This is a genomic window from Acinetobacter sp. YH12063 (genome assembly GCF_013419715.1).
Classification (GTDB): Bacteria; Pseudomonadota; Gammaproteobacteria; order Pseudomonadales; family Moraxellaceae; genus Acinetobacter; species Acinetobacter amyesii.
The window spans coordinates 238,090-258,944 of the sequence record NZ_VOZO01000001.1 but is presented as its reverse complement, the minus strand read 5'-3'; the positions used below and the strand labels follow the sequence as shown (position 1 = coordinate 258,944).

18 protein-coding genes are annotated in these 20,855 nt (G+C 41.2%); 16 read left to right on the top strand and 2 right to left on the bottom strand.

Annotated features, from left to right (window positions below; translation table 11 throughout):
* Positions 1-44 precede the first annotated feature (44 nt).
* From FTU12_RS01200 to FTU12_RS01170, 7 genes are all read left to right on the top strand, one after another.
* Positions 45-1,016: an RluA family pseudouridine synthase gene (locus FTU12_RS01200; RefSeq protein ID WP_078189751.1), complete on the top strand. Its 972-nt coding sequence runs from the start codon at positions 45-47 to the stop codon at positions 1,014-1,016.
* Between the two features lie 151 nt (positions 1,017-1,167).
* The gene (locus FTU12_RS01195) at positions 1,168-1,836 is read left to right on the top strand and encodes an HAD-IA family hydrolase (protein ID WP_111884106.1); all 669 of its coding nucleotides are present in this window, start codon (positions 1,168-1,170) and stop codon (positions 1,834-1,836) included.
* 689 nt (positions 1,837-2,525) lie between these two features.
* Positions 2,526-3,323, top strand: a complete 798-nt coding sequence (gene mhpD / locus FTU12_RS01190; RefSeq protein ID WP_180113581.1) for a 2-keto-4-pentenoate hydratase — start codon at positions 2,526-2,528, stop codon at positions 3,321-3,323.
* A gap of 36 nt (positions 3,324-3,359) precedes the next feature.
* Positions 3,360-4,256 (top strand): acetaldehyde dehydrogenase (acetylating), encoded by an 897-nt coding sequence (locus FTU12_RS01185; RefSeq protein ID WP_078192779.1) that lies wholly within the window; start codon positions 3,360-3,362, stop codon positions 4,254-4,256.
* An 11-nt stretch (positions 4,257-4,267) separates the two neighbouring features.
* On the top strand, positions 4,268-5,287 hold the full coding sequence (gene dmpG, locus FTU12_RS01180; RefSeq protein WP_180113580.1) for a 4-hydroxy-2-oxovalerate aldolase: 1,020 nt from the start codon (positions 4,268-4,270) through the stop codon (positions 5,285-5,287).
* Between the two features lie 521 nt (positions 5,288-5,808).
* Positions 5,809-7,077, top strand: coding sequence for an OprD family outer membrane porin (locus tag FTU12_RS01175; RefSeq protein ID WP_180113579.1), 1,269 nt, complete (start codon positions 5,809-5,811; stop codon positions 7,075-7,077).
* A 294-nt stretch (positions 7,078-7,371) separates the two neighbouring features.
* On the top strand, positions 7,372-8,229 hold the full coding sequence (locus tag FTU12_RS01170; RefSeq protein ID WP_078192776.1) for an alpha/beta fold hydrolase: 858 nt from the start codon (positions 7,372-7,374) through the stop codon (positions 8,227-8,229).
* Between the two features lie 406 nt (positions 8,230-8,635).
* Here the strand turns inward: FTU12_RS01170 and hcaR are convergent, their stop codons facing one another.
* Complete coding sequence (gene hcaR, locus FTU12_RS01165) at positions 8,636-9,541, bottom strand: DNA-binding transcriptional regulator HcaR (RefSeq protein ID WP_180113578.1); 906 nt, start codon at positions 9,539-9,541, stop codon at positions 8,636-8,638.
* 278 nt (positions 9,542-9,819) lie between these two features.
* On the opposite strand from hcaR, the gene hcaE reads away from it, so the two are divergent.
* The 9 genes from hcaE to FTU12_RS01120 all read left to right on the top strand — a co-directional run bounded on the left by hcaE (position 9,820) and on the right by FTU12_RS01120 (position 18,750).
* Positions 9,820-11,187, top strand: a complete 1,368-nt coding sequence (hcaE, locus tag FTU12_RS01160; RefSeq protein WP_067763943.1) for a 3-phenylpropionate/cinnamic acid dioxygenase subunit alpha — start codon at positions 9,820-9,822, stop codon at positions 11,185-11,187.
* The gene (gene hcaF, locus FTU12_RS01155; protein WP_180048817.1) at positions 11,184-11,702 is read left to right on the top strand and encodes a 3-phenylpropionate/cinnamic acid dioxygenase subunit beta; all 519 of its coding nucleotides are present in this window, start codon (positions 11,184-11,186) and stop codon (positions 11,700-11,702) included. The genes hcaE and hcaF overlap by 4 nt, the downstream gene beginning before the upstream one ends.
* Positions 11,702-12,028, top strand: a complete 327-nt coding sequence (gene hcaC, locus FTU12_RS01150; protein ID WP_067763933.1) for a 3-phenylpropionate/cinnamic acid dioxygenase ferredoxin subunit — start codon at positions 11,702-11,704, stop codon at positions 12,026-12,028. The genes hcaF and hcaC overlap by 1 nt, the downstream gene beginning before the upstream one ends.
* A 2-nt stretch (positions 12,029-12,030) precedes the next feature.
* Complete coding sequence (hcaB, locus tag FTU12_RS01145; RefSeq protein ID WP_067763930.1) at positions 12,031-12,849, top strand: 3-phenylpropionate-dihydrodiol/cinnamic acid-dihydrodiol dehydrogenase; 819 nt, start codon at positions 12,031-12,033, stop codon at positions 12,847-12,849.
* A 65-nt stretch (positions 12,850-12,914) separates the two neighbouring features.
* Positions 12,915-13,877: a 3-carboxyethylcatechol 2,3-dioxygenase gene (locus FTU12_RS01140; RefSeq protein ID WP_180007135.1), complete on the top strand. Its 963-nt coding sequence runs from the start codon at positions 12,915-12,917 to the stop codon at positions 13,875-13,877.
* Positions 13,878-13,888: 11 nt separating this feature from the next.
* A complete protein-coding gene (gene hcaD, locus FTU12_RS01135) occupies positions 13,889-15,124 on the top strand; it encodes a 3-phenylpropionate/cinnamic acid dioxygenase ferredoxin--NAD(+) reductase subunit (RefSeq protein WP_180113577.1) in 1,236 nt (411 codons plus the stop codon).
* A 435-nt stretch (positions 15,125-15,559) separates the two neighbouring features.
* On the top strand, positions 15,560-16,462 hold the full coding sequence (locus tag FTU12_RS01130; RefSeq protein ID WP_180113576.1) for a DMT family transporter: 903 nt from the start codon (positions 15,560-15,562) through the stop codon (positions 16,460-16,462).
* 230 nt (positions 16,463-16,692) lie between these two features.
* Entirely contained in the window at positions 16,693-17,634 is a 942-nt protein-coding gene (locus FTU12_RS01125; RefSeq protein ID WP_078192768.1) for a cation diffusion facilitator family transporter, read from the top strand.
* A 60-nt stretch (positions 17,635-17,694) separates the two neighbouring features.
* Positions 17,695-18,750, top strand: a complete 1,056-nt coding sequence (locus FTU12_RS01120; RefSeq protein ID WP_180021139.1) for an MBL fold metallo-hydrolase — start codon at positions 17,695-17,697, stop codon at positions 18,748-18,750.
* An 81-nt stretch (positions 18,751-18,831) separates the two neighbouring features.
* Here the strand turns inward: FTU12_RS01120 and FTU12_RS01115 are convergent, their stop codons facing one another.
* Complete coding sequence (locus tag FTU12_RS01115) at positions 18,832-20,352, bottom strand: catalase (protein WP_111884100.1); 1,521 nt, start codon at positions 20,350-20,352, stop codon at positions 18,832-18,834.
* Positions 20,353-20,855 lie beyond the last annotated feature (503 nt).

Here is a 20,855-nt window from a genome sequence, read left to right as displayed (position 1 = left end):
AATTTTTAATCAATTTTAGTATTTTTTTAGGTCACAGTAACTGTATGAATTCTACGCAAGAATGGCAAAGCGTCACCTGGTTTGAAGTGGACGAGCATCAGGCGGGTCAACGTATTGATAATTTCCTGTTTAGTCGTCTGAAAGGTGTGCCTAAAAGTCGCATTTATCGTCTGATTCGTGAAAGCCAAGTCCGCGTCAATAAAAAACGCGTCAAAGCGGAAACCAAACTCAATATTGGTGACCAAGTTCGAGTTGCTCCAATTCGTTATGAGCAAAAAGATGAGTCTGCGGTTCCTGTATCGGATAAAGTCGCGCAAAGTTTACTGAGCCGTGTGGTGTATGAAGATGAAGGCTTAATGGTGGTAAACAAACCTTCTGGTATTGCTGTTCACGGCGGTAGTGGTGTGGCGTATGGCTTGATCGAAGGTTTACGTGCCGCAACAGGGAAGAAATACCTTGAGCTGATTCACCGAATTGACCGCGACACTTCTGGTTTGGTGATGATTTCGAAAAAACGTAGTGTGTTAAAAAGCCTGCAAGACATGTTACGTGAGCACAAAATCCAAAAAACTTATGCTGCTGTGGTGAAAGGCGTGGTGAGTTTGGATAAGCAGCTCATTGATCAGCCTTTGCATCGTTACGAACTGGCAAATGGCGAGCGTCGTGTTCGTGTATCACCTAAAGAAGGTAAAGAGTCGAAGACGCTGTGGAACGTGAAAGAACGTTTTATGCATGCCACATTGGTCTATGCGTCTCCACTTTCGGGCCGTACCCATCAGATCCGTGTACATGGTTTAAGTATTGGTCATCCATTGGTGGGCGATGAAAAATACGGTCATGAAACTGAATACCGTGGTCCAAAGCCACGTCGTTTATGTCTACATGCTATGCGTTTAGAAATTCCGGGTTACCAAACCATTGAAGCGCCATTGCCAGAAGATATGCAAAGCCTTGTGGCGCAGCTACGCGCGCAAAAAGCCGACAAAGTGGTGAAGTCTTCAGAAGATGACGAGTAAGTTTTAAATACGAGACTTCTCTCCCTGAGCAGGACTGCTTCGTAAGTTTTCTTTCTCCCTCTCCTTTAAGGAGAGGGCCGGGGTGAGGTAAATAAATTGATGCACTCCAGAATCTGAATTACCAAACACTGAATCAAATCTAGGAAAACGTATGAACTCAGCTGTAAAACTAGTCATTTTCGATTGGGATGGCACTTTATTTGATTCTGTGGGTCAAATTGTAGCGAGTTTAAAATTTGCAGCAGATCAATATTCACAGCCGCTGACCGATGCTGATGCGAAAAGCATTATTGGTTTAGGTCTGCCGGAAGTCGCACAGCGGTTATTTCCGACGGTTCCTGAATTGCACAGCGACATTTTGCAAAGTTATGCCGATCACTATGTGGCCCATTCCAAAGGGGATATGTGGTTTGATGGTGTCGCGGATATGTTGCAGGAATTACGCGATGCCGGTCTACAATTGGCTGTTGCAACAGGAAAAAGTCGTAAAGGTCTAGACCGTGTCTTGGCTCAAACGCAAAGTCATGAGTTGTTTCGTGCGACACGTGCAGCCAGTGAAACCAAATCTAAGCCAGATCCGTTGATGTTGGCAGAAATTTTGGCGGAAACAGGACTACGTGCCGATCAAGCCATTATGGTTGGTGATACGTCGTATGATTTAGAAATGGCCCTCAATATTCAGATGCCACGTGTAGGCGTGAGCTATGGAGTGCATACTGTAGAAACACTCCAGTGTTTTCAACCCTTACATATTGCACATAGCGTAGGTGATTTGACTGAATTTCTACTAGAACACGTGAAATTACGTCTAGCTGTATAGTTTTAGATACAAACGAGTAAAAAGGGTGAAATTTGTTTTCACCTTTTTTGTTACCAAATGAATAGTAACGCAAGCTCTAGTTGTTGAAATGAGTAAATTCAATTATTTAAAAAAGTAATAACACTAGATTTTTCTACAATAACAAGCAGTCTTCTAGCAAATTTACCTTAAAAAGTTGAGCGCAACTATTTGGCCTTTTACCACAAGCTGGAATAGATTTTTTGTTTGAATTTTTGGTTTTATCTTATTGTTGTTTATTGATTTATTTTTAAATTTTCAATTTATTAAACTAAATCAGATGAAATTGAACACCTATGCGTAAAAGTTGGCCTGACGCTAAAATAATCTTTTAATCTTATCTTTTAGTCGTATAAGCCAAGTTTTTTAGTAGAGATTCAGATTTAAGGGCGAAAAAAATAGTGAATTTTATTTAATTATTTTGACTTAAGTTTTTGAATATTAATAATAAATAATGATTAATTTATAGCTAATAGCTATAGTCATAAATAAAATAAGTATTGGTATTCACTTTCTAAAATCTCGATGCTAAATGCATCTAAACATAACGTGTAGTATGTCAAGTGAAATGCTTTAGGCGAATCCTGACATGACTTTCATCACTTTGATTTTGATGGTGATCGGGATGAAACACGTTGTGCATCCAATTTTTGCAGTTTAAGGAAACATTGATGTCGAATTCTGCTGTTGTTGAATCAGTTGCGCAAGCATTACGCGATGCGGAAGTAAATCAGGCTGCGATTGCACCGATCCGTCCACAACTTGGTGGTGAAAGTGCTGATGTAGATATTGCTTATGCCGTTCAAGAAGTGAATACCAAACGTGCGGTGGCAGAAGGTCGTCGCCTTGTAGGTCGTAAAATTGGCTTAACTTCAAAAGTTGTACAAGCGCAGTTAGGCGTTGATCAACCTGACTTCGGTATGTTGTTTGCTGACATGGCGTATGGCGATGGTGAAGAAATCCCTGCTGGTTTATTGATTCAGCCAAAAGTTGAAGCAGAAATTGCTTTGGTGATTAACCAAGATTTGACCAAAGAAAAACACACCTATGCAGACATTATTAGTGCAACAGAACATGCACTGCCTGCAATTGAAGTGGTCGATAGCCGTATTGAAAACTGGAAAATCTCGTTGATTGATACTGTGGCAGATAACGCATCTTCAGCAGGTTTTGTGCTGGGTTCTAAGCCTGTAAAACTTGCAGATCTTGACCTTGTAAATTGCAAAATGGTCATGACTCGTGGTGAAGAAGTGGTTTCACAAGGTGTGGGTAAAGCTTGTCTTTCTAACCCATTAAATGCAGCTGTATGGTTGGCTGACGAAATGGTTCGTCGTGGTCGTCCATTGCTTGCAGGTGACATCGTATTGACCGGTGCCTTAGGCCCAATGGTTGTGGCAAATCCTGGTGATGAATTCAAAGTTGAAATTGAAGGCTTTGGTTCTGTGACTGCAGCATTTGCAGCGAAATAAGCTTGGGTTTTACGGAATTTTTAAGAGTACACATTCATGAAAAAGATTAAATGTGCATTGATCGGTCCAGGGAACATTGGTACTGACTTGCTTTACAAACTTCAACGCAGCGAATTTTTAGAACCAGTATGGATGGTTGGTATTGACCCGACGTCTGAAGGTTTGGCTCGCGCTGCTAAAATGGGTTTAAAAACCACTGCTGAAGGCGTAGATGGTTTACTTGCACACGTAATTGAAGACGACATTAAAATCGCATTTGATGCAACTTCTGCCTATGTTCATGCTGAAAACAGCCGCAAATTAAATGAACTTGGCGTGTTAATGATTGACTTAACACCTGCTGCAATCGGTCCATTCTGCGTACCACCAGTAAACTTAGAAGCGTTATTGGACGCAGGTGAAGTTCCGAACGTCAACATGGTGACATGTGGTGGTCAGGCAACGATTCCTATGGTTGCTGCGATTTCACGAGTTCAGCCTGTTGAATACGGCGAAATCATTGCAACAGTTTCAACAAAATCTGTGGGTCCAGGTACACGTAAAAACATTGATGAATTTACTCGTACGACTGCTGGCGCTATTGAAAAAGTGGGCGGTGCGAAACAAGGTAAAGCGATCATCATCATTAACCCTGCTGAGCCACCACTGATGATGCGTGATACTGTTCACTGTCTTGTTGAAGGTGAACCAGATCAAGCAGCAATCACTGAATCTGTACATGCGATGATTCTTGAAGTTCAAAAATATGTACCAGGTTACAAACTTGTAAATGGTCCTGTATTTGACGGTAACCGTGTTTCAATCTTCTTAGAAGTTGAAGGTTTAGGTGATTATCTTCCTAAATATGCAGGTAACCTCGACATTATGACTGCGGCAGCTGCACGTACTGCAGAAATGTTTGCAGAACGCGTATTAAACACTGCTGAAGCTTAAGGAATACCAAAATGTCTAAGATTATTATTAATGATATGACTTTACGTGATGGTATGCATCCTATGCGCCATCAAACTACACCTGAACAAATGGTTGCCATTGCAACTGCTTTGGATGATGCAGGTGTACCTTTAATCGAAGTTACGCATGGTGACGGCTTAGGCGGTAACTCTGTGAACTATGGTTTTGCAGCAGCAACCGATGAAGAATACCTAAAAGCGGTGATTCCAAACCTGAAACAGGCGAAAGTATCTGCACTTTTACTTCCTGGTATTGGTACGGTTGACCATTTGAAAATGGCACATGATGTTGGTGTAGCAACCATTCGTGTTGCAACGCACTCAACTGAAGCTGACGTTTCTGAACAGCACATTACTGCTGCACGTAAACTTGGCATGGACACTGTGGGCTTCTTGATGATGGCGCACATGGCAACTCCTGAAAAACTTTTGGAAGAAGCCAGCAAAATGGTGTCATACGGTGCAAACTGTATTTATGTGACTGACTCTGCTGGTTATATGTTGCCTCAAGATGTAACTGACCGTGTAGGTATCTTACGTGCCAACCTGGCTTCAGAGATCGAAATCGGTTTCCACGGTCACCATAACTTAGGTATGGGTGTTGCGAACTCTGTTTCAGCGGTTCAAGCTGGTGCAACGCGTGTCGATTTAGCTTCTGCAGGTTTAGGTGCAGGTGCAGGTAACACACCACTTGAGTTATTCGTGGCTGTTGCGAACCGTATGCAAATGGAAACTGGCGTTGACTTGTTCAAAGTTCAAGACGTTGCTGAAGAATTGGTTATACCAATGATGCATCAACCGATCCGTGCGGACCGTGATGCAGCAACTTTAGGTTATGCAGGTGTGTATTCTTCATTTCTATTGTTCGCAAAACGCGCTGAAGCGAAATACGGCGTATCTGCTCGTGAAATTCTTCTTGAGCTTGGTCGTCGTGGTACGGTTGGTGGTCAGGAAGATATGATCGAAGACCTAGCGTTGACGATGTCTAAAGCGAAAGAGGCAAATGCTTAATTTGCTTAAAAAAAGCGCCCGAAATGGGCGCTTTTTTTATGTCTGAAGTGGCTGTTTTGGTTTGAGATGGGCTTGAGGCATGGAAAGCGGATTGAAATAAGAAAAGTTCTGCGAACCAATGGTCGATTTCGAGCAGTCATGGTGGTGAAATTTAACTTTAAGTTGTTGATGATTATATAAATTAAATATCATGTTATAGCTAAATTTTATAACTCAAATAAGGATAAATCTCAGTAAAAAACTTTCATTAAACTTAAAAGCAATTAATACAGCGTATGTAATTGCGAAAAATAAAAAACTTTCTATTTTACGTTAATAAAACATGGGGTTAATTTAATCAGTCGTTCTAAATAATAAAAAAGAGTTATTGTTTTAATCTCTAAGGAAAATAACTAGAAATCGCATCCAAAGTTCAAGTCGTACAAAAGCCTGATAAACCTTAATACTGTAGTCGGATTTTTTTCCAAGGTATTGTTGAGCATGATGATGTCATAGCTTAATTTGATCACTGGGAATAAGCCATGCGTCGTCAAAATTTATGGATAGCAATTCTTGCTGCGACAGCAACATTAGGAACATCTGCAACTTATGCGGACTTTGTTGACGACAGCCAAGTACAATTGAAATTTAAAAACTTCTACTTAGACCGTCAAATTAAAGAAAATCCGGCGGGTAACTGGGGTTCATGGTCACAGGGTGTGACTTTGGATGCCAAGTCAGGGTATCAAGATATTGGTGCAGGTATTCAAGTGGGTGCTGACCTTTTGGTTCAACATGCATTTAAACTTAATGCACGTGATAAAAACCCAGACTGGATCTTGCCGCACGACGGTAAAGAATCAAAAGATAACTTTGGTAAAGTGGGCGTGACCCTGAAAGCTAAAGTATCTGAAACTGAGTTGAAAGTCGGTGAGTTATTACCGGTTTCTCCAGTGTTGGTTTTCGATCCATCTCGTCAGCTAATGACGACTTATAGTGGTGCATGGTTAGAATCGAAAGAGATTAAAGATACCAAGTTAACCTTGGCATACATTGACGGGATCAATAACCGTTATGACAACCAATTCCGTGATTTATCAATGTTCGCTCCAGGTAAAAGATTACCAGATGGCACCATAGGTCATTATGATCTTGGGCCAACTTCTGATGGTATGTATATTGCGGGTATTGACCATCAATTTACACCTGAAATTGGTGGTAGCTATTGGTATGCCGATGTTCAAGACATTTACACACAGCAATATGTCGGCGCGAACTATAAAACTAAGTTAGGTGACAAAGCCAAACTGGATAGCCATATCCGTTATTTTGACAACTCAGATTCGGGTGACAAACTGTATGGCGAAATTGATAACCAAGCGTTATCGGTTGGTGCGAAAGTGAATTACGGTTCGCATACCTTTGGTTTGGGTTATCAACAAATGTTTGGTGATAATGCATTCCCAACACTGGGTGGATGGGTGCCGCAGCCGTACTTAGTCAACTGGGGTATAGCAACATTTACTGCAAAAAATGAAAAATCATGGGGCTTTACTTATGGCTATGATTTCTCAGAAATGGGTGTGAAAGGCTTAAATACAACTGCTGTGTATTTCACAGGTTCAGATGCAGAAATTGCTGGTCTTAAAGATCAGAAGTCAGATGAATTGAACTTCATTGTGAACTACACCGTGCCTGAAGGTAAGTTGAAGGGCTTAGGCTTCCAGGCAATGTATATCGATGCCGATTTCGATTACAAATCTGACTTGCAAGAGTACCGTGTCGCGACAACTTATACCTATAAGTTCTAATTTCTCAGGATAAAAAAGAGGGAAGTGGATTCATTGCTTCCCTTTTTATTTGCTGGGTTATTTAAAAAAGAAATACCTCAAAGATTTTATGGATATATTTTTGAGTTATATATTTAAAAAACAATAACTTAAATTATAGTCTATTTGTTGTTTATGATCGTAAATATGTATCAGTTAGCAGTGGCTGAACAGGTAATATGAGACTGTAAAAACCACAAAATCCAAAAGAGTCCCCCTTGTGTTTAAATCCGTTATGGATTGAAACATAAGCTCTACGCAATACGAGGAGCATGTATGAGCACTGTTCAGATTCCTGACTATACAACTGATTCATTCTTTGGTTTAGAAGATAAATGGATTGAAACTGCTGAAGGCGAATTAACGCATTACCACGAAGTGGGTGAAGGCACACCAATTCTATTTTTACACGGTTCAGGTACAGGTGTATCTGCTGCTGCTAACTGGTGGTTGAACCTACCTCAAATTGGTGAACAAGCACGTTGTATCGCTATCGATACGATTGGCTATGGTCAAACTGTTGTTGCACCGAATACTGCTTATGGTATCCGTGCTTGGGTTGATCACGCTGTACGTACGTTAGACGCACTAGGTATTGAAAAAACTTGGTTAGTGGGTAATTCACTCGGTGGCTGGTTAGCATTCCAAATGGCTTTGGACTATCCAGAACGTGTATTGGGTATCGTTTCTATGGGTACAGGCGGTGCTAAACAAACTGCAGCACTTAAAGCACATGCAAACCCTGTATTAACCGAAGAAGGCATCAAGAAAACCTTGTCTATGTTTGTTGTAAACAAAGACTTGATTACTGATGAATTAGTAAAAGTACGTTTCGCTTCTGCTGCAAATGACTATGCATCAAATCGTTTGATGGATGTTGTTGGCGCACGCGACCGTGACCGTTTCGAATTCCCACTCGACTTTGAAAAAATGAAAGACATTACTGTGCCAGTATTGTTGATTCACGGTGTACAAGACGTGGTGATTCCTGTATCTCGTACGTGGGATATTTTGAATACCGTTCCTCATGCTGATGCGCATATTTTCAGCCAATGTGGCCACTGGTCTCAAGTTGAAAAAGCAGAAGAATTCAACACCGTGATTAAAGATTATTTAAAAGCGCGTGGTGTGTAATTTCTTGTCACTGACATGAAATTCAAAAAAAGGATGGTTTTGCCATCCTTTTTTTTATATAAATCTTTTGAAAAAAATACTTTAAATGAGTATTATTCTCATTAATAGGTCGACAGTGTACGGTCTAAATCAGTAAAAAGGCATAAAATCAGCCCATCTAAATGGTTGGGGAAGGGGAATTATTTATTAGACTTAAGTTGTAAATCGGCAATTTTTAGCAATTTTTATCAATGTCTAAACTAAAATTTATAAGTTATTTTCCATCAAGTCGATATGCATGATAGATAAAATGCGTCGATTAAAACATTTAAACGATTAAAAAAGCGACTTTTTAGCCATAAAAAAAGCACCATTATTCATTTTAAAAATAATGGTGCTATATCTATAAATTATGACTTGGCGAAAATTAACGCTGTTCGCGATTAATATCGAGATAAAAAACTTTGGTTAGCAGTTCAAGGAATTTATCTACAGCCACAGAACTCGCCGTTTTTCGGTAACTTACATACAAGTCTAGATACGGTAATTCGACATCTAAAGGACGGATCACCGTATTGTTCATGGTCAATGGCGCAATGTATCCCGGTAGGATCGTGCAGCCTAAGCCCATGCCGATGGAGTTAATGTTAAACAGGATATTGTCGGCTTTTTGCACGATATTAAATTGAATACCATGGGTCGAAGCAAAGTCCAAAATAGCTTCATGCAACGTGCCAGATTGTTCACGTGCAGGAATGATAAAATCAATCCCATTCAATGCTTTAACAGGAATACGTTCGTACTTCGCTAAAGGGTGATCTTTGGGTAAAATAAAGATTAGCGGTTCACGCAGTACAAACTGACTTTCAATTTCGTTGCTGTGGAAGTTATTGCGGGTAAAAGTGATATCTAGTTCACCTTTTTGCAGCAATTTCATCTGATCGCGGTTATTTAAACTGAGTAATTCAATCTTGAGTTCTGGGTTCTGAACACGTAAATTTGGCAGTACATAAGGGAAGATTTTCATCTCTGCGACAGGGACAAAACCAATACGCAGCATCTGCTGTTTGGCTTGTGAAACCTGACGTGCCATAGCGACAGCTTTGTCTGCTTGTGCCAAGGTTAAACGTGCTTGTTCTAGAAATACGGCACCTTCTTCTGTGAGCTCAACTTTACGTTTAGTACGGTGCAACAGTTTTACGCCGACATCTTCTTCAAGATCTTTAATTTGTTGGCTTAAAGAAGGTTGAGCAGTATAAAGTTTTAACGCAGCTTTACTGAAATTGAGTTCTTCAGCGACAGTAATAAAGTAGCGTAAGTGTCGTAATTCCATATAATCAACCCGTGGAGTAATCCAAAAAATGTCTTACTTAGAAGTCCGTTCAGTATAATCTATAAACAACTATTGCGTGAGGATTATTTTACCATTCACGAAATAAATGGTGTTCTCGGCAATTTAAAAAAAATGCCATAAAAAAAATCTACCGTAATAATCCATAAAATCTCTTAATTAAAACAAAATAAATATTTCCCGAATATCGCTCTAAAATCCATCATCGTTGAAAAGTTGAGTCTATTACTTTGTGCCTTATGGTCACAGGAGAGCTTTTCATGAGTGGAAAAATTGATGTGCGCGAAATCGATGCTTTAGTCGATGCACAAAATGGACGTATCACGCCATCTATCTATACCGATCCAGACATTTACGAACTTGAATTAGAACGTGTGTTCGGTCGTACATGGTTATTCCTATGCCATGAGAGCCAAATTCCTAAAGCCGGCGATTTCTTCAATACCTATATGGGTGAAGATCCAATCATCGTGGCACGTCAAAAAGATGGCTCAATCAAAGCATTCTTAAACCAATGTCGTCATCGCTCTATGCGTGTGAGCTTCGCGGACTGTGGTAATACACGTGCATTTACTTGCCCATACCACGGCTGGTCTTATGGCATTGACGGTTCTTTAAAAGATATTCCACTTGAAGACCGCGCGTTCCCGCACGGTGCTTGCAAAGAGAAATGGGGTCTTGTTGAAGTTAACCGTGTTAAATCATACAAAGGCTTAGTATTCGCTTGTTGGGATGAAACTACACCTGACCTAGAAGAATACATGGGCGATATCGCTTGGTACTTAGATGGTGTTCTTGACCGTCGTCCAGGTGGTACAGAAATTATCGGTGGTGTACACAAGTGGGAAATCGAGTGTAACTGGAAATTTGCAGCTGAACAGTTCGCATCTGACCAATATCACGCATTGTTCTCTCACGCATCTGCAATCCAAGTATTGGGTGCAAAACCAGATGACGAATCATCTAAGAAATTAGGTGCTGCACAAACTGCTCGTCCTGTTTGGGAAACTGCGAAAGACGCGATTCAATATGGTTCACGCGGTCATGGTTCAGGCTTCTTCTTTACTGAAAAACCAGATGCAAACGTTTGGGTAGATGGTGAAGTGGCGAACTACTTCCGTGAAACATTTGATGAAGTGAAAGAGCGTTTAGGCGAAGTACGTGCACTTCGTCTTGCTGGTCATAACACCATGTTCCCAACATTGTCTTGGTTGAACGGTACTGCAACGCTTCGTGTATGGCACCCACGTGGTCCAAACAAAACTGAAGTGTGGGCATTCTGTATTGCAGACGCTGAAGCATCTCAAGAAGTGAAAGAAGCATTCGAACGTTCTGCAACACGTGCATTCGGTCCTGCTGGTTTCCTTGAGCAAGATGACTCTGAGAACTGGATTGAAATTCAAAAAGTTTTACGTGGTTATAAAGCCCGTCAAAACAAATTAATTATGGAAATGGGTAAAGGTAACGAGAAAGTACGTGAAGATGGTATCCCTGGTATCACCAACTACATTTTCTCAGAAACAGCTGCACGTGGTATGTACCGTCGTTGGGCTGACCTATTGATTCATGAAAAATGGGAAGACGTTGAAGCTGCGGCTGACGAATATGAGAAGGAGCTTATGAAATGAGTCAAATTAGTTTAGAACTCCATCACCAAATTAGTCAGTTTCTTTATCGTGAAGCAAAATTGCTTGACGATTGGAAGTTCCGCGATTGGTTAGCTGTATTAGCTGAAGATATTTCTTATACGTTACGCACAACACCAAACGCGCAAACACGTGACCGTCGTCGTTCGATTGAGCCGCCAACAACTTGGGTATTTAACGATACAAAAGATTTGTTGGAACGCCGTGTAGCTCGTTTAGAGACAGGTATGGCTTGGGCTGAAGAACCTCCTTCACGTACAACACACATGGTTTCAAATATGATTGTTGAAGCGACTGAAGTTGAAGGCGAATACGACGTTTACGTAACGTACTTGTTGTACCGTACCCAGAAAGAGAAAGATGTAACAATCTACTGTGGTAAGCGTCACGACAAGATCCGCAAAGTCGACACTGAGCAAGGTTTCGAAATCTTCAACCGTAAGATTACCCTTGATCAGGTGACTTACAACTCACATAACCTGAGCGTGTTCTTCTAATGAATAAGATTTTTGTTTGCCAAGTTGACGAATTAGACGAAGGCGAAGCATTGAAAGTAGATTGCGGCGTTAACGGTATCGATGCGCTTGCAGTATTCAACAACAATGGCGAATTTTTCGCGATGAACGACCGTTGTTCACATGGTAATGCTTCAATGTCTGAAGGTTACCTTGAAGATGATGGCACTGTTGAATGTCCACTTCATTCGGCTCGATTCTGTTTGAAAACTGGTCAAGCATTATGCTTACCAGCAACAGATCCTATCAAGACATTCCCTGTGATTGTTGAAGATGGTGCTTTATACGTAGAGATGGCAGGAGAGTAATCATGGGTTGGCTACAAGGCGAAGTTGCACTTATTACCGGTGGTGGTTCAGGCTTAGGCTGGGCATTGGTTGAACGTTTCTTAGAAGAAGGTGCAAAAGTTGCCGTTCTTCAACGTTCTCAATCGAAAGTTGATGCATTGAAAGAACATTTTGGTGACCGCGTGCTTGCGATCGCAGGAGATGTAGCCAGCTATGAAGATAATGTTCGCGCAGTTCAAGCAACTGTAGAACATTATGGCAAACTTGACTGTTTCGTCGGAAACGCAGGTATCTGGGATCATTACGCAGATATCGTCAATACATCGGGTGAACAGCTGGAGAAAGCTTTTGATGAGATTATGGGTATTAACACCAAATCTCTCATCTTAGGTGCCAAAGCTGCACTTGATGCATTGATAGCTTCAGAAGGTTCTATCATATTTACTTTGTCTAACTCAGCACTGTATTCGGCAGGCGGAGGCCCTGTATACACAGCGTCTAAGCATGCTGGCGTTGGGATTATGAAAGAATTAGCCTATGAGCTTGCGCCTAAAGTACGAGTGAACGCTGTTGCTCCGTCGGGTATGAATGTAAACATCAAAGGTGCTGCTTCTTTAGGCCAAGAAAACCTCGGTCTACTCGATGCACGTGATCCTGAGAAGATTGCACGCGGCATGCCGCTCAATTTCTTACCCGAACCTGAAGATATGACTGGTTCATACGTGTTATTGGCTTCTCGTCAAAACAACCGCCCATTAACTGGTGTTTTAATTAATGCTGAATGTGGTCTGGGTATCCGTGGTTTACGTCAACCACGTGCTGGCTTCTTTGACGAGATTTAATTCGCCAAATACGTAAAGGACTTACTCGGCAGCCGTCTTGGCTGCCTTCCGTTTAGGAGTCACCCATGGCCGTTAAACTTATTTGTGCATCGCACAGTCCCCTAATGGAATTCGCTTCTCCGCAAGAGAAATACAAAGAGGAAAAAGTTCGCGAAACTTTTGCCAAACTTGCGAAAGAAGTTGAAGACTATAATCCAACATTGATCATTACTTTTGGTCCAGACCATTTCAATGGTTTCTTCTATGACCTCATGCCATCTTTCTGCGTCGGTATTCGTGCCAAAGCAGCAGGTGATTGGGATTATGGTAAAGACAATGACCACATCAATGTGCCTGAAGAAACAGCAATCAGTCTGGTTCGTCGCGTATTGGATGAAGGTGTCGATGTTGCATACTCTTATCGTATGCAGGCAGACCACGGTGTGACTCAACCATTACATTTCCTTTGTGGTGGCAAGCTTGATCGTTATCCAACGATTCCAATTTTTATCAATGGTGCAGCTGCACCGATGCCAACAACCAAGCGTACAGTCGCTTTGGGTCGTGCAGTCGGTCAGTTCATTAAATCATTGAACTTAGAGAATGAACGTGTACTTGTTTTGGGTACAGGTGGTTTGTCTCATGATCCACCAACGCCGCAAATGGGTTCAGTTCCACCAGAAGTGGAAGAGTTCCTGATTGCAGGTCGTAATCCAACTGAAGAGGCACGTAATACACGTCAAGGCAAAATCATTGCTGTCGGTCAAAAACTCGCAGCGGGTGATACTTCTGTCGCAGTGCCTTTAAACCCAGAATGGGATCGTGCATTGCTTGATACTTTCGCCAAAGCTGACTTTGCTGCCATTGAAGCGATGACTGAAGCTGAAATTCGTGTTGAAGGCGGTCGTGGCGGTCAAGAAGTTCGTTCTTGGATGGCTGCTTTTGCTGCACTACATGAAGTGGGCGAATACGACATGACAACACATTGCTACGAAGATATTAGTGAGTGGATTGCGGGCTTCGGCATCGTATCTGCAGAATTGAAATAAGGAACAAACCCATGAGCCAAAATGGTATCGAAACCATCGTTATTGTTGGAGCTGGTCAAGCTGGTGCTAGCGCCATTTTAGAACTCCGTGCGAACAAGTATGAAGGCAAAATCATTTTGGTGGGTGATGAAACACATCTTCCTTATGAACGTCCGCCTTTGTCTAAAGACGTAATTCTAAAACCTGAAGAGACCAAAATCGAAATTCTGTCAGAAGAAAAATTGGCAGAACTCGGTGTTGAACATATTCGTGGCAATGGCGTTGTGAAAATCCATAGCGATGCGAAAACAGTTGAACTGAAAAATGGCGAAATTGTTGCATTTGACAAGTTGCTTCTAGCAACCGGTGGTGCAGCACGCCGTTTACCGAATTTCGATGCTTTGGGTAAACACGTTTATACCTTACGTAACCTTGAAGATTCACAAGCATTGGTGCCTGTATTACAAGCGGGTCGCCGTATTGTATTGATCGGCGGTGGTGTGATTGGTCTTGAGCTTGCATCTTCAGCACGTTCTAAAGACTGTATCGTGACCGTGATTGAAATGGGTCCGATGGTCATGGGTCGTTCATCTCCACGTGTTTTAAGTGAATTCTTATTGGCACAGCAACGTCTTGCAGGTGTAGATGTTCGTCTTTCGACTTCTATTGCTGACTGTAAGCTTGATGGCGAAGAAGTAGTGATCACGCTTGAAGGCGGTGAAGAACTTCGTGCCGATGCAGTGATCTATGGTATTGGCATTGTGCCAAATGCTCAACTTGCGGTTGATGCAGGTTTAGACGTTGATTTTGCCATTAAAGTGAATGATAACTGCCAAACTTCGCATCCAGATATTTATGCAGCGGGTGACGTTGCGACTCAGCTTCGTGACTGTGGTAACCACCGTCGTGTCGAAACTTGGGAAAATGCGAACTTGCAAGCAGGTATCTTTGCTCGTCATGTAATGGATGTAGAACATCCAACCCCAAATCCAGCGTGGTTCTGGACAGATCAATTGAATATCAACTATCAATTTGTAGGTGATATGGCTGCAAGCGAATGGATCGTTCGTGGTGAAATTAAACCTGAATTGGCGGCTGAGTCTTCATTTGTATTGTTTGGTGTAACTGACGGTGTCATTGTTGGTGGTATTACGGTGAATGCTGCAAAAGAGATGCGTCATTTGAAAAAATTGATTAGCAAGAATGCGGCGTTTGAAGCGGATAAATATTTAGATTTAAGCCAAGATTTACGTAAACTTGTAAAGTAAGCTGAATGTCTAAGAGGAGCAGACTTGCGGTAACGTAGGTCTGTTTTTTTATGTCTTTAGTTTTAGCGTCGCACTTATAAAGCTATTTTGTAGTCCATGTATATAGTTTTAGCTTATGTAAATCTATTCAACGGTTTTAATCCTCCCCAGCCCTCCTTTTTCAAAGGAGGGAGTAGTCTTTGTGAAGAATGGATTTCGTTTGGATGATTCCCCCTCTTTTTTTAAAGAGGGGTTAGGGGAGATTATTGATCGTTTGAAGAGAAGTCCTTATACCCCAAACGATCGGGTGGCATTCATACCGCCTCCAATTTAGTTGATAAAGGGGAGAACAATAATTGGTCTTAAACTTTATTAGTTAATGGTCTTACGAGTAGTTCCAGATCTGAATAGTGGGTTTCAGGTTAAGTCGTTAGAACAATCAAATTTGAGAATGAAATGAAATCTTCACTGCCGCTGACGGCAAGTATATATGCTCTTTTGGTACTGATTTGGGCGACGACGCCGCTCGCGATTGTGTGGAGTGTGCAGGAAATACATCCGATGTGGGTGTTGATTATCCGTTACTTAGGCGCATCTATTATTGCGCTGTTTCTGTTGAAATTGATGCGTGATCCTTTGCCGTTTGATGAAACCTCATTAAAAAGTTATGTGGCAGGGAGTTTGAATTTGATTGGCGCACAGTTGTTTATTTATCTTGCAGCCAATTATCTCACCTCTGGTTTAATGGCACTGATTTTTGGTTTTTCACCCTTAATTGCCGGTTTGATTGGGCATGTAATTTTAAAAACACATAAATTGGTCGCTTTGCAGTGGTTGGGCATGGCGGTTGCAGTGGGAGGTCTAACTTTTGTCTTTGCAGATTCTGCTGATAGCAAAGTCAATCCAATTGGCGTTGTACTGATGCTAATCAGCATGGTGTCGTATATTAGTTCGATTTTTTGGGTGAAGCAGATTAATGCACCGTTAAAGCCGATGTCTCAGGCAACAGGTTCTCTGATTGTTTCTGCTTTAGGATCGATGCTCATTATTCCATTTATTTGGCAGCATTTTCCAACCGAATTGCCAAGCGGCCGTGCAATGATTGGATTTGTCTTTACCATGATCATGTCATCCATTGTGGCAATGCTGTGTTACTTCTGGCTTATAAGACGTTTGGCCGCATCAACGGTGTCACTCAGTAATGTGATGACACCTGTCATAGCATTGGTTTTGGGAGCTACGTTGAACAGTGAACATATTAGCTCCAATGCCTTTGTTGGAATCGTGGTCGTGATGTTTGGTATTGTGATGTACTTTTGGAAAGAGTGGCGCGAGCAATATTTTAATAAAGTACGTTGAACCGTGTACATCTACAGAATTATAAGGAAGCTGCGGCTTCCTTTTTTTTCTATACCTTTGCGCTAAAGAGCGTGTTTCACATGGAACATGATGGCATTGTCGAAACAATCGACAGTTGGTGTAAAAACAACAAAATAACAAACAACAGCTACAGTCAGTTTGAGTACTATGGAATGAGCTATAAAATCAAATAGATCTGTTTGATAAAAATAAATTTAGGACAATTTTAAATGTCTGAATCTAACAAAATCGTGGTATATGCAGCGCTCTTCGGCAATTTAGCGATTGCACTGGTGAAGTTTGTCGCTGCCTATATCACTAATAGTTCGGCCATGTTGAGTGAAGCTATTCACTCTGTGGTTGATACTTTAAATGAAATCTTACTGCTCTACGGTATGAAAAAATCGCAGCAGCCAGCAAATGCACGCCATCCGTTTGGCTATGGGCGAGAGCTGTATTTTTGGGCTTTTATTGTGGCGTTGATGGTCTTTGCTTTGGGTGCGATCGTGTCGATTTATCAAGGGATTAGTCATATTTATCACCCCGAAGAAATGCAAAATCCGATGATTAACTATATCGTATTAGGTATTGCGATTTTGTGTGAAGGGACCTCTTGGTTTGTGGCATTGAAAGCATTTCGTAAAATCAAAGGGAAACAGGGCTATTTTGAAGCATTTCGACGCAGTAAAGATCCGACGACATTTACCGTGTTATTTGAAGATTCAGCAGCGCTGATTGGTCTGTTTATTGCCCTGATCGGTATCTATTTATCACACGCGCTGAATATGCCAATGCTTGATGGTCTGGCATCAATTCTAATTGGTGTGGTGCTCGCTATTTCAGCGATCTTACTTGCACGTGAGACTAAAGGATTGCTCATGGGAGAAACTGCTGACCCACAATTGAGGCATAATGTCTTGATGGTGGCAGAGCAAGATCCTGCGGTGCATTCTGCCAATGGGGTGTTAACAGAGCAGATGGGGGCACATCAAGTTTTGGCATCTTTGAGTCTTGAATTTAAAGATAATTTAACGTCAGATGATATCGAAGCTTGTGTCAACAGAATTGAAGCACAAATTAAACAGCTTCATCCTGAAATTGTGGCACTCTTTGTCAAGCCTCAATCTCGGAAGGTTTGGCTTGAGCGCATGAAAGGTCGTCTTGATCAATAGGTCTGCGAGGTTAAATACTTTGCAAGGTTTGTCAGCATAGTGAATGAATTTTAAATACACATGAATCAAAAAACTCAATCAGCACAGTTTCAAATCAGTACTGAACGCTGTATGAAACATACGTGGACGAAGCCTGTATTTGATTATCTGGCAACTGACCATTTTAATGGGGAAAAATTCTTTAATACCCTTCGAAATCCAGATGCGTTTACGCGTAAAGATATGCTGAAATGGATCATGACGCGTAAAAGCGATACATGGAAAGTAGATCGTGAGCAAGAATACCAACAGTTTTTTGCTTCTTCGCGTAGCATTCCGCACAATCGGCCATTGGCTAAAATGGATGATTGGTTGGTTTGGTTTGTCGGACATGCGACGGTTTTGATTCAAATTGGGCCATATAATTTTTTGACCGATCCTGTATGGGCGGAGTATGCAGGCCCACGTCAAGGGACTGGACCACGACGTGCTTGTCCTGCAGGAATTGCCTTAGAAGAATTACCTACAATTCATGGGGTTTTACTAAGCCATAATCATTATGATCATATGGATTTAGCAACCTTGAATTGGTTACATGAACAATTTGCTATGCCGATTTATACTGGTTTAGGCAATGCTTATTATTTACCCACACATTTCAATGTCATTGAACTTGATTGGTGGCAATCGGAAATGTTTGAAGATTTGCGTATCGTTTATACGCCTGCACAGCATGGTTCAGGTCGTGGTTGGCGAGATCAAAATCATGCCTTATGGGGAGGTTTTTCCATCGTGCATAGTACAGGACATTTCTTCTTTGCTGGAGATACGGGCTATGCCGCACATTTCAAACAAATCCATACACGCTTAGGTGCACCCCGAGTAGCGTTATTACCGATTGGAGCTTATGAGCCACGTCGTTTAATGAAATATTTGCACATGAATCCCGAAGAAGCTTTTCAGGCGCATAAAGATTTACAGTCAAAATGTTCATTGGCAATGCATTATCGGACGTTTCAGTTGACTGATGAAGCTAGAGACCAGCCGGAGCATGACTTACATCAAGCCATGCGAAAAACATCAAAGTTAATGAATCCATTTTTAACCATGCATGAAGGCAAAAAATTGATTGTTTAAGGATTAATAGAAGGTAATTGGAATATTTAATGCCAAGAAAAAACCACCTTAAAAGGTGGTTTTTTTATTCAAAGATAAAACTTAAAGCAAGCCAGGATTACCTTGAGCTGGATCAGTTGCACGAGCAGCTTGCGCATCCGCTACAGTTAAGCCTAATGCTTTTGCAACACCTTCACCATAAGCTGGATCACATGCGTAACAGTTGCGGATATGACGATATTTGATGAAGTCGAGTGCATCGCCCATTGCGCCAGCAGTGTTATTAAACAATGCTTGTTTTTGTTCATCATTCATTAAGTTGAATAATGCACGTGGTTGACTGAAATAGTCGCTGTCATCTTCACGATAATCCCACAAGTCAGCATCACCAGTAATTTTCAATGGTGGTTCTTTGTATTGTGGTTGCTCTTGCCATTGGCTGAAGCTGTTTGGTTCATAATGCGGTGTTGCACCATAGTTACCATCCATACGGCCTTGACCATCACGACGGTTGGAATGAACAGGGCAACGTGGTGCATTTACAGGAATTTGGTAATGGTTTACACCCACGCGATAACGTGCAGCATCAGCATAGTTGAATAAACGCGCTTGCAGCATACGGTCAGGTGAGAAGCTAATGCCCGGCACCAAGTTACTTGGTGCAAAAGCGGCTTGTTCAACATCTTGGAAATAGTTTTCAGGGTTACGGTTGAGTTCGAATTCACCCACTTCAATCAACGGATAGTCGCCTTTAGGCCATACTTTGGTTAAATCAAATGGGTGATAAGGTACTTTTTCTGCATCAAGTTCAGGCATAATTTGAACGTACATTTTCCATTTTGGAAAATCGCCGCGTTCAATTGCATTGAACAGATCGGTTTGTGAGCTTTCACGGTCTTTGGCAATAATCGCTTCAGCTTCAGCATCGGTTAAGTTTTTAATGCCTTGTTGCGTGCGCATGTGGAATTTAACCCAGAAGCGTTCATTATTGGCATTAATAAAACTGAAAGTATGACTGCCAAAACCATGCATATGACGGTAACCATCTGGAATACCGCGGTCAGACATCACAATAGTAACTTGGTGTAGAGCTTCAGGTAGTAAAGTCCAAAAATCCCAGTTATTAGTTGCACTACGCTTATTGGTTTTAGGATCGCGTTTTACTGCTTTGTTTAAGTCAGGGAATTTACGAGCATCACGTAGGAAGAAGACAGGTGTGTTATTACCAACTAAATCCCAGTTACCTTCTTCAGTATAGAATTTAAGGGCAAAACCACGAATATCGCGTTCTGCATCTGCAGCACCACGCTCACCCGCTACGGTAGAGAAACGAGCAAAAAGTTCAGTTTTTTTACCAACTTCTGAGAAAATTTTAGCACGAGTATATTGGGTAATATCGTTAGTTACGGTAAACGTACCGAAGGCACCAGAACCTTTGGCGTGCATACGACGCTCTGGAATTACTTCACGAACGAAATTACCGAGTTTTTCATTAAGCCATAGGTCTTGGGCAAGCAAAGGACCACGTGCACCTGCCGTCATACTGTTCTGGTTGTCTACAACAGGAGCACCAGCATCAGTTGTTAGGTGGGTGACAGGACATTTTTTAACGTCGTCGCTCATTGAGTATCTCCATTATTATAATCATGTATTAAAGTTGGGAGTTATAATCTTTCAATTGATAACACGCTCAACAGCACATGACATTAACCGTTTTGTTAATTCATTTTAAAGTGACAATGTGACAACAGTTTTCTCTCATTCTAAAATTTTTCAAGCAGCAATCAATCGAAGAGAAGTCATAAAACTGTAGCCGTTAAAAGCTTAAAAATCTTTATATACTTATTGACTCTAAAGCTTTCTGTGGCTTTTGACAAATGGAAAAATAGTTTTGAATAAATGGTTAATTCGATTGATTAAGTTATTGAATTTATATTATTTATTTATATATTTTGTTTTAATATTTTATCCATGAATTAAACTCAAATATAAAGCTATGATAGGTAGAACAGGACGAAATATCTAAATCCATATTTTTATTATGGATTTTAGACTTCATATAGGTTTTTTAGCTGATTCTAGTTAATGAAAGACATTTTTATGTTGTTAATATTGCAGAGTTTTTC

Coding starts and splice junctions, on each gene's coding strand:
- FTU12_RS01120 (WP_180021139.1), top strand. CDS start 17,695: ATGAATCAAAAAACTCAATCAGCACAGTTTCAAATCAGTACTGAACGC.
- FTU12_RS01175 (WP_180113579.1), top strand. CDS start 5,809: ATGCGTCGTCAAAATTTATGGATAGCAATTCTTGCTGCGACAGCAACA.
- FTU12_RS01200 (WP_078189751.1), top strand. CDS start 45: ATGAATTCTACGCAAGAATGGCAAAGCGTCACCTGGTTTGAAGTGGAC.
- FTU12_RS01130 (WP_180113576.1), top strand. CDS start 15,560: ATGAAATCTTCACTGCCGCTGACGGCAAGTATATATGCTCTTTTGGTA.
- FTU12_RS01195 (WP_111884106.1), top strand. CDS start 1,168: ATGAACTCAGCTGTAAAACTAGTCATTTTCGATTGGGATGGCACTTTA.
- hcaR (WP_180113578.1), bottom strand. CDS start 9,541: ATGGAATTACGACACTTACGCTACTTTATTACTGTCGCTGAAGAACTC.
- dmpG (WP_180113580.1), top strand. CDS start 4,268: ATGTCTAAGATTATTATTAATGATATGACTTTACGTGATGGTATGCAT.
- FTU12_RS01170 (WP_078192776.1), top strand. CDS start 7,372: ATGAGCACTGTTCAGATTCCTGACTATACAACTGATTCATTCTTTGGT.
- FTU12_RS01125 (WP_078192768.1), top strand. CDS start 16,693: ATGTCTGAATCTAACAAAATCGTGGTATATGCAGCGCTCTTCGGCAAT.
- mhpD (WP_180113581.1), top strand. CDS start 2,526: ATGTCGAATTCTGCTGTTGTTGAATCAGTTGCGCAAGCATTACGCGAT.
- FTU12_RS01140 (WP_180007135.1), top strand. CDS start 12,915: ATGGCCGTTAAACTTATTTGTGCATCGCACAGTCCCCTAATGGAATTC.
- hcaE (WP_067763943.1), top strand. CDS start 9,820: ATGAGTGGAAAAATTGATGTGCGCGAAATCGATGCTTTAGTCGATGCA.
- hcaD (WP_180113577.1), top strand. CDS start 13,889: ATGAGCCAAAATGGTATCGAAACCATCGTTATTGTTGGAGCTGGTCAA.
- FTU12_RS01115 (WP_111884100.1), bottom strand. CDS start 20,352: ATGAGCGACGACGTTAAAAAATGTCCTGTCACCCACCTAACAACTGAT.
- FTU12_RS01185 (WP_078192779.1), top strand. CDS start 3,360: ATGAAAAAGATTAAATGTGCATTGATCGGTCCAGGGAACATTGGTACT.
- hcaF (WP_180048817.1), top strand. CDS start 11,184: ATGAGTCAAATTAGTTTAGAACTCCATCACCAAATTAGTCAGTTTCTT.
- hcaC (WP_067763933.1), top strand. CDS start 11,702: ATGAATAAGATTTTTGTTTGCCAAGTTGACGAATTAGACGAAGGCGAA.
- hcaB (WP_067763930.1), top strand. CDS start 12,031: ATGGGTTGGCTACAAGGCGAAGTTGCACTTATTACCGGTGGTGGTTCA.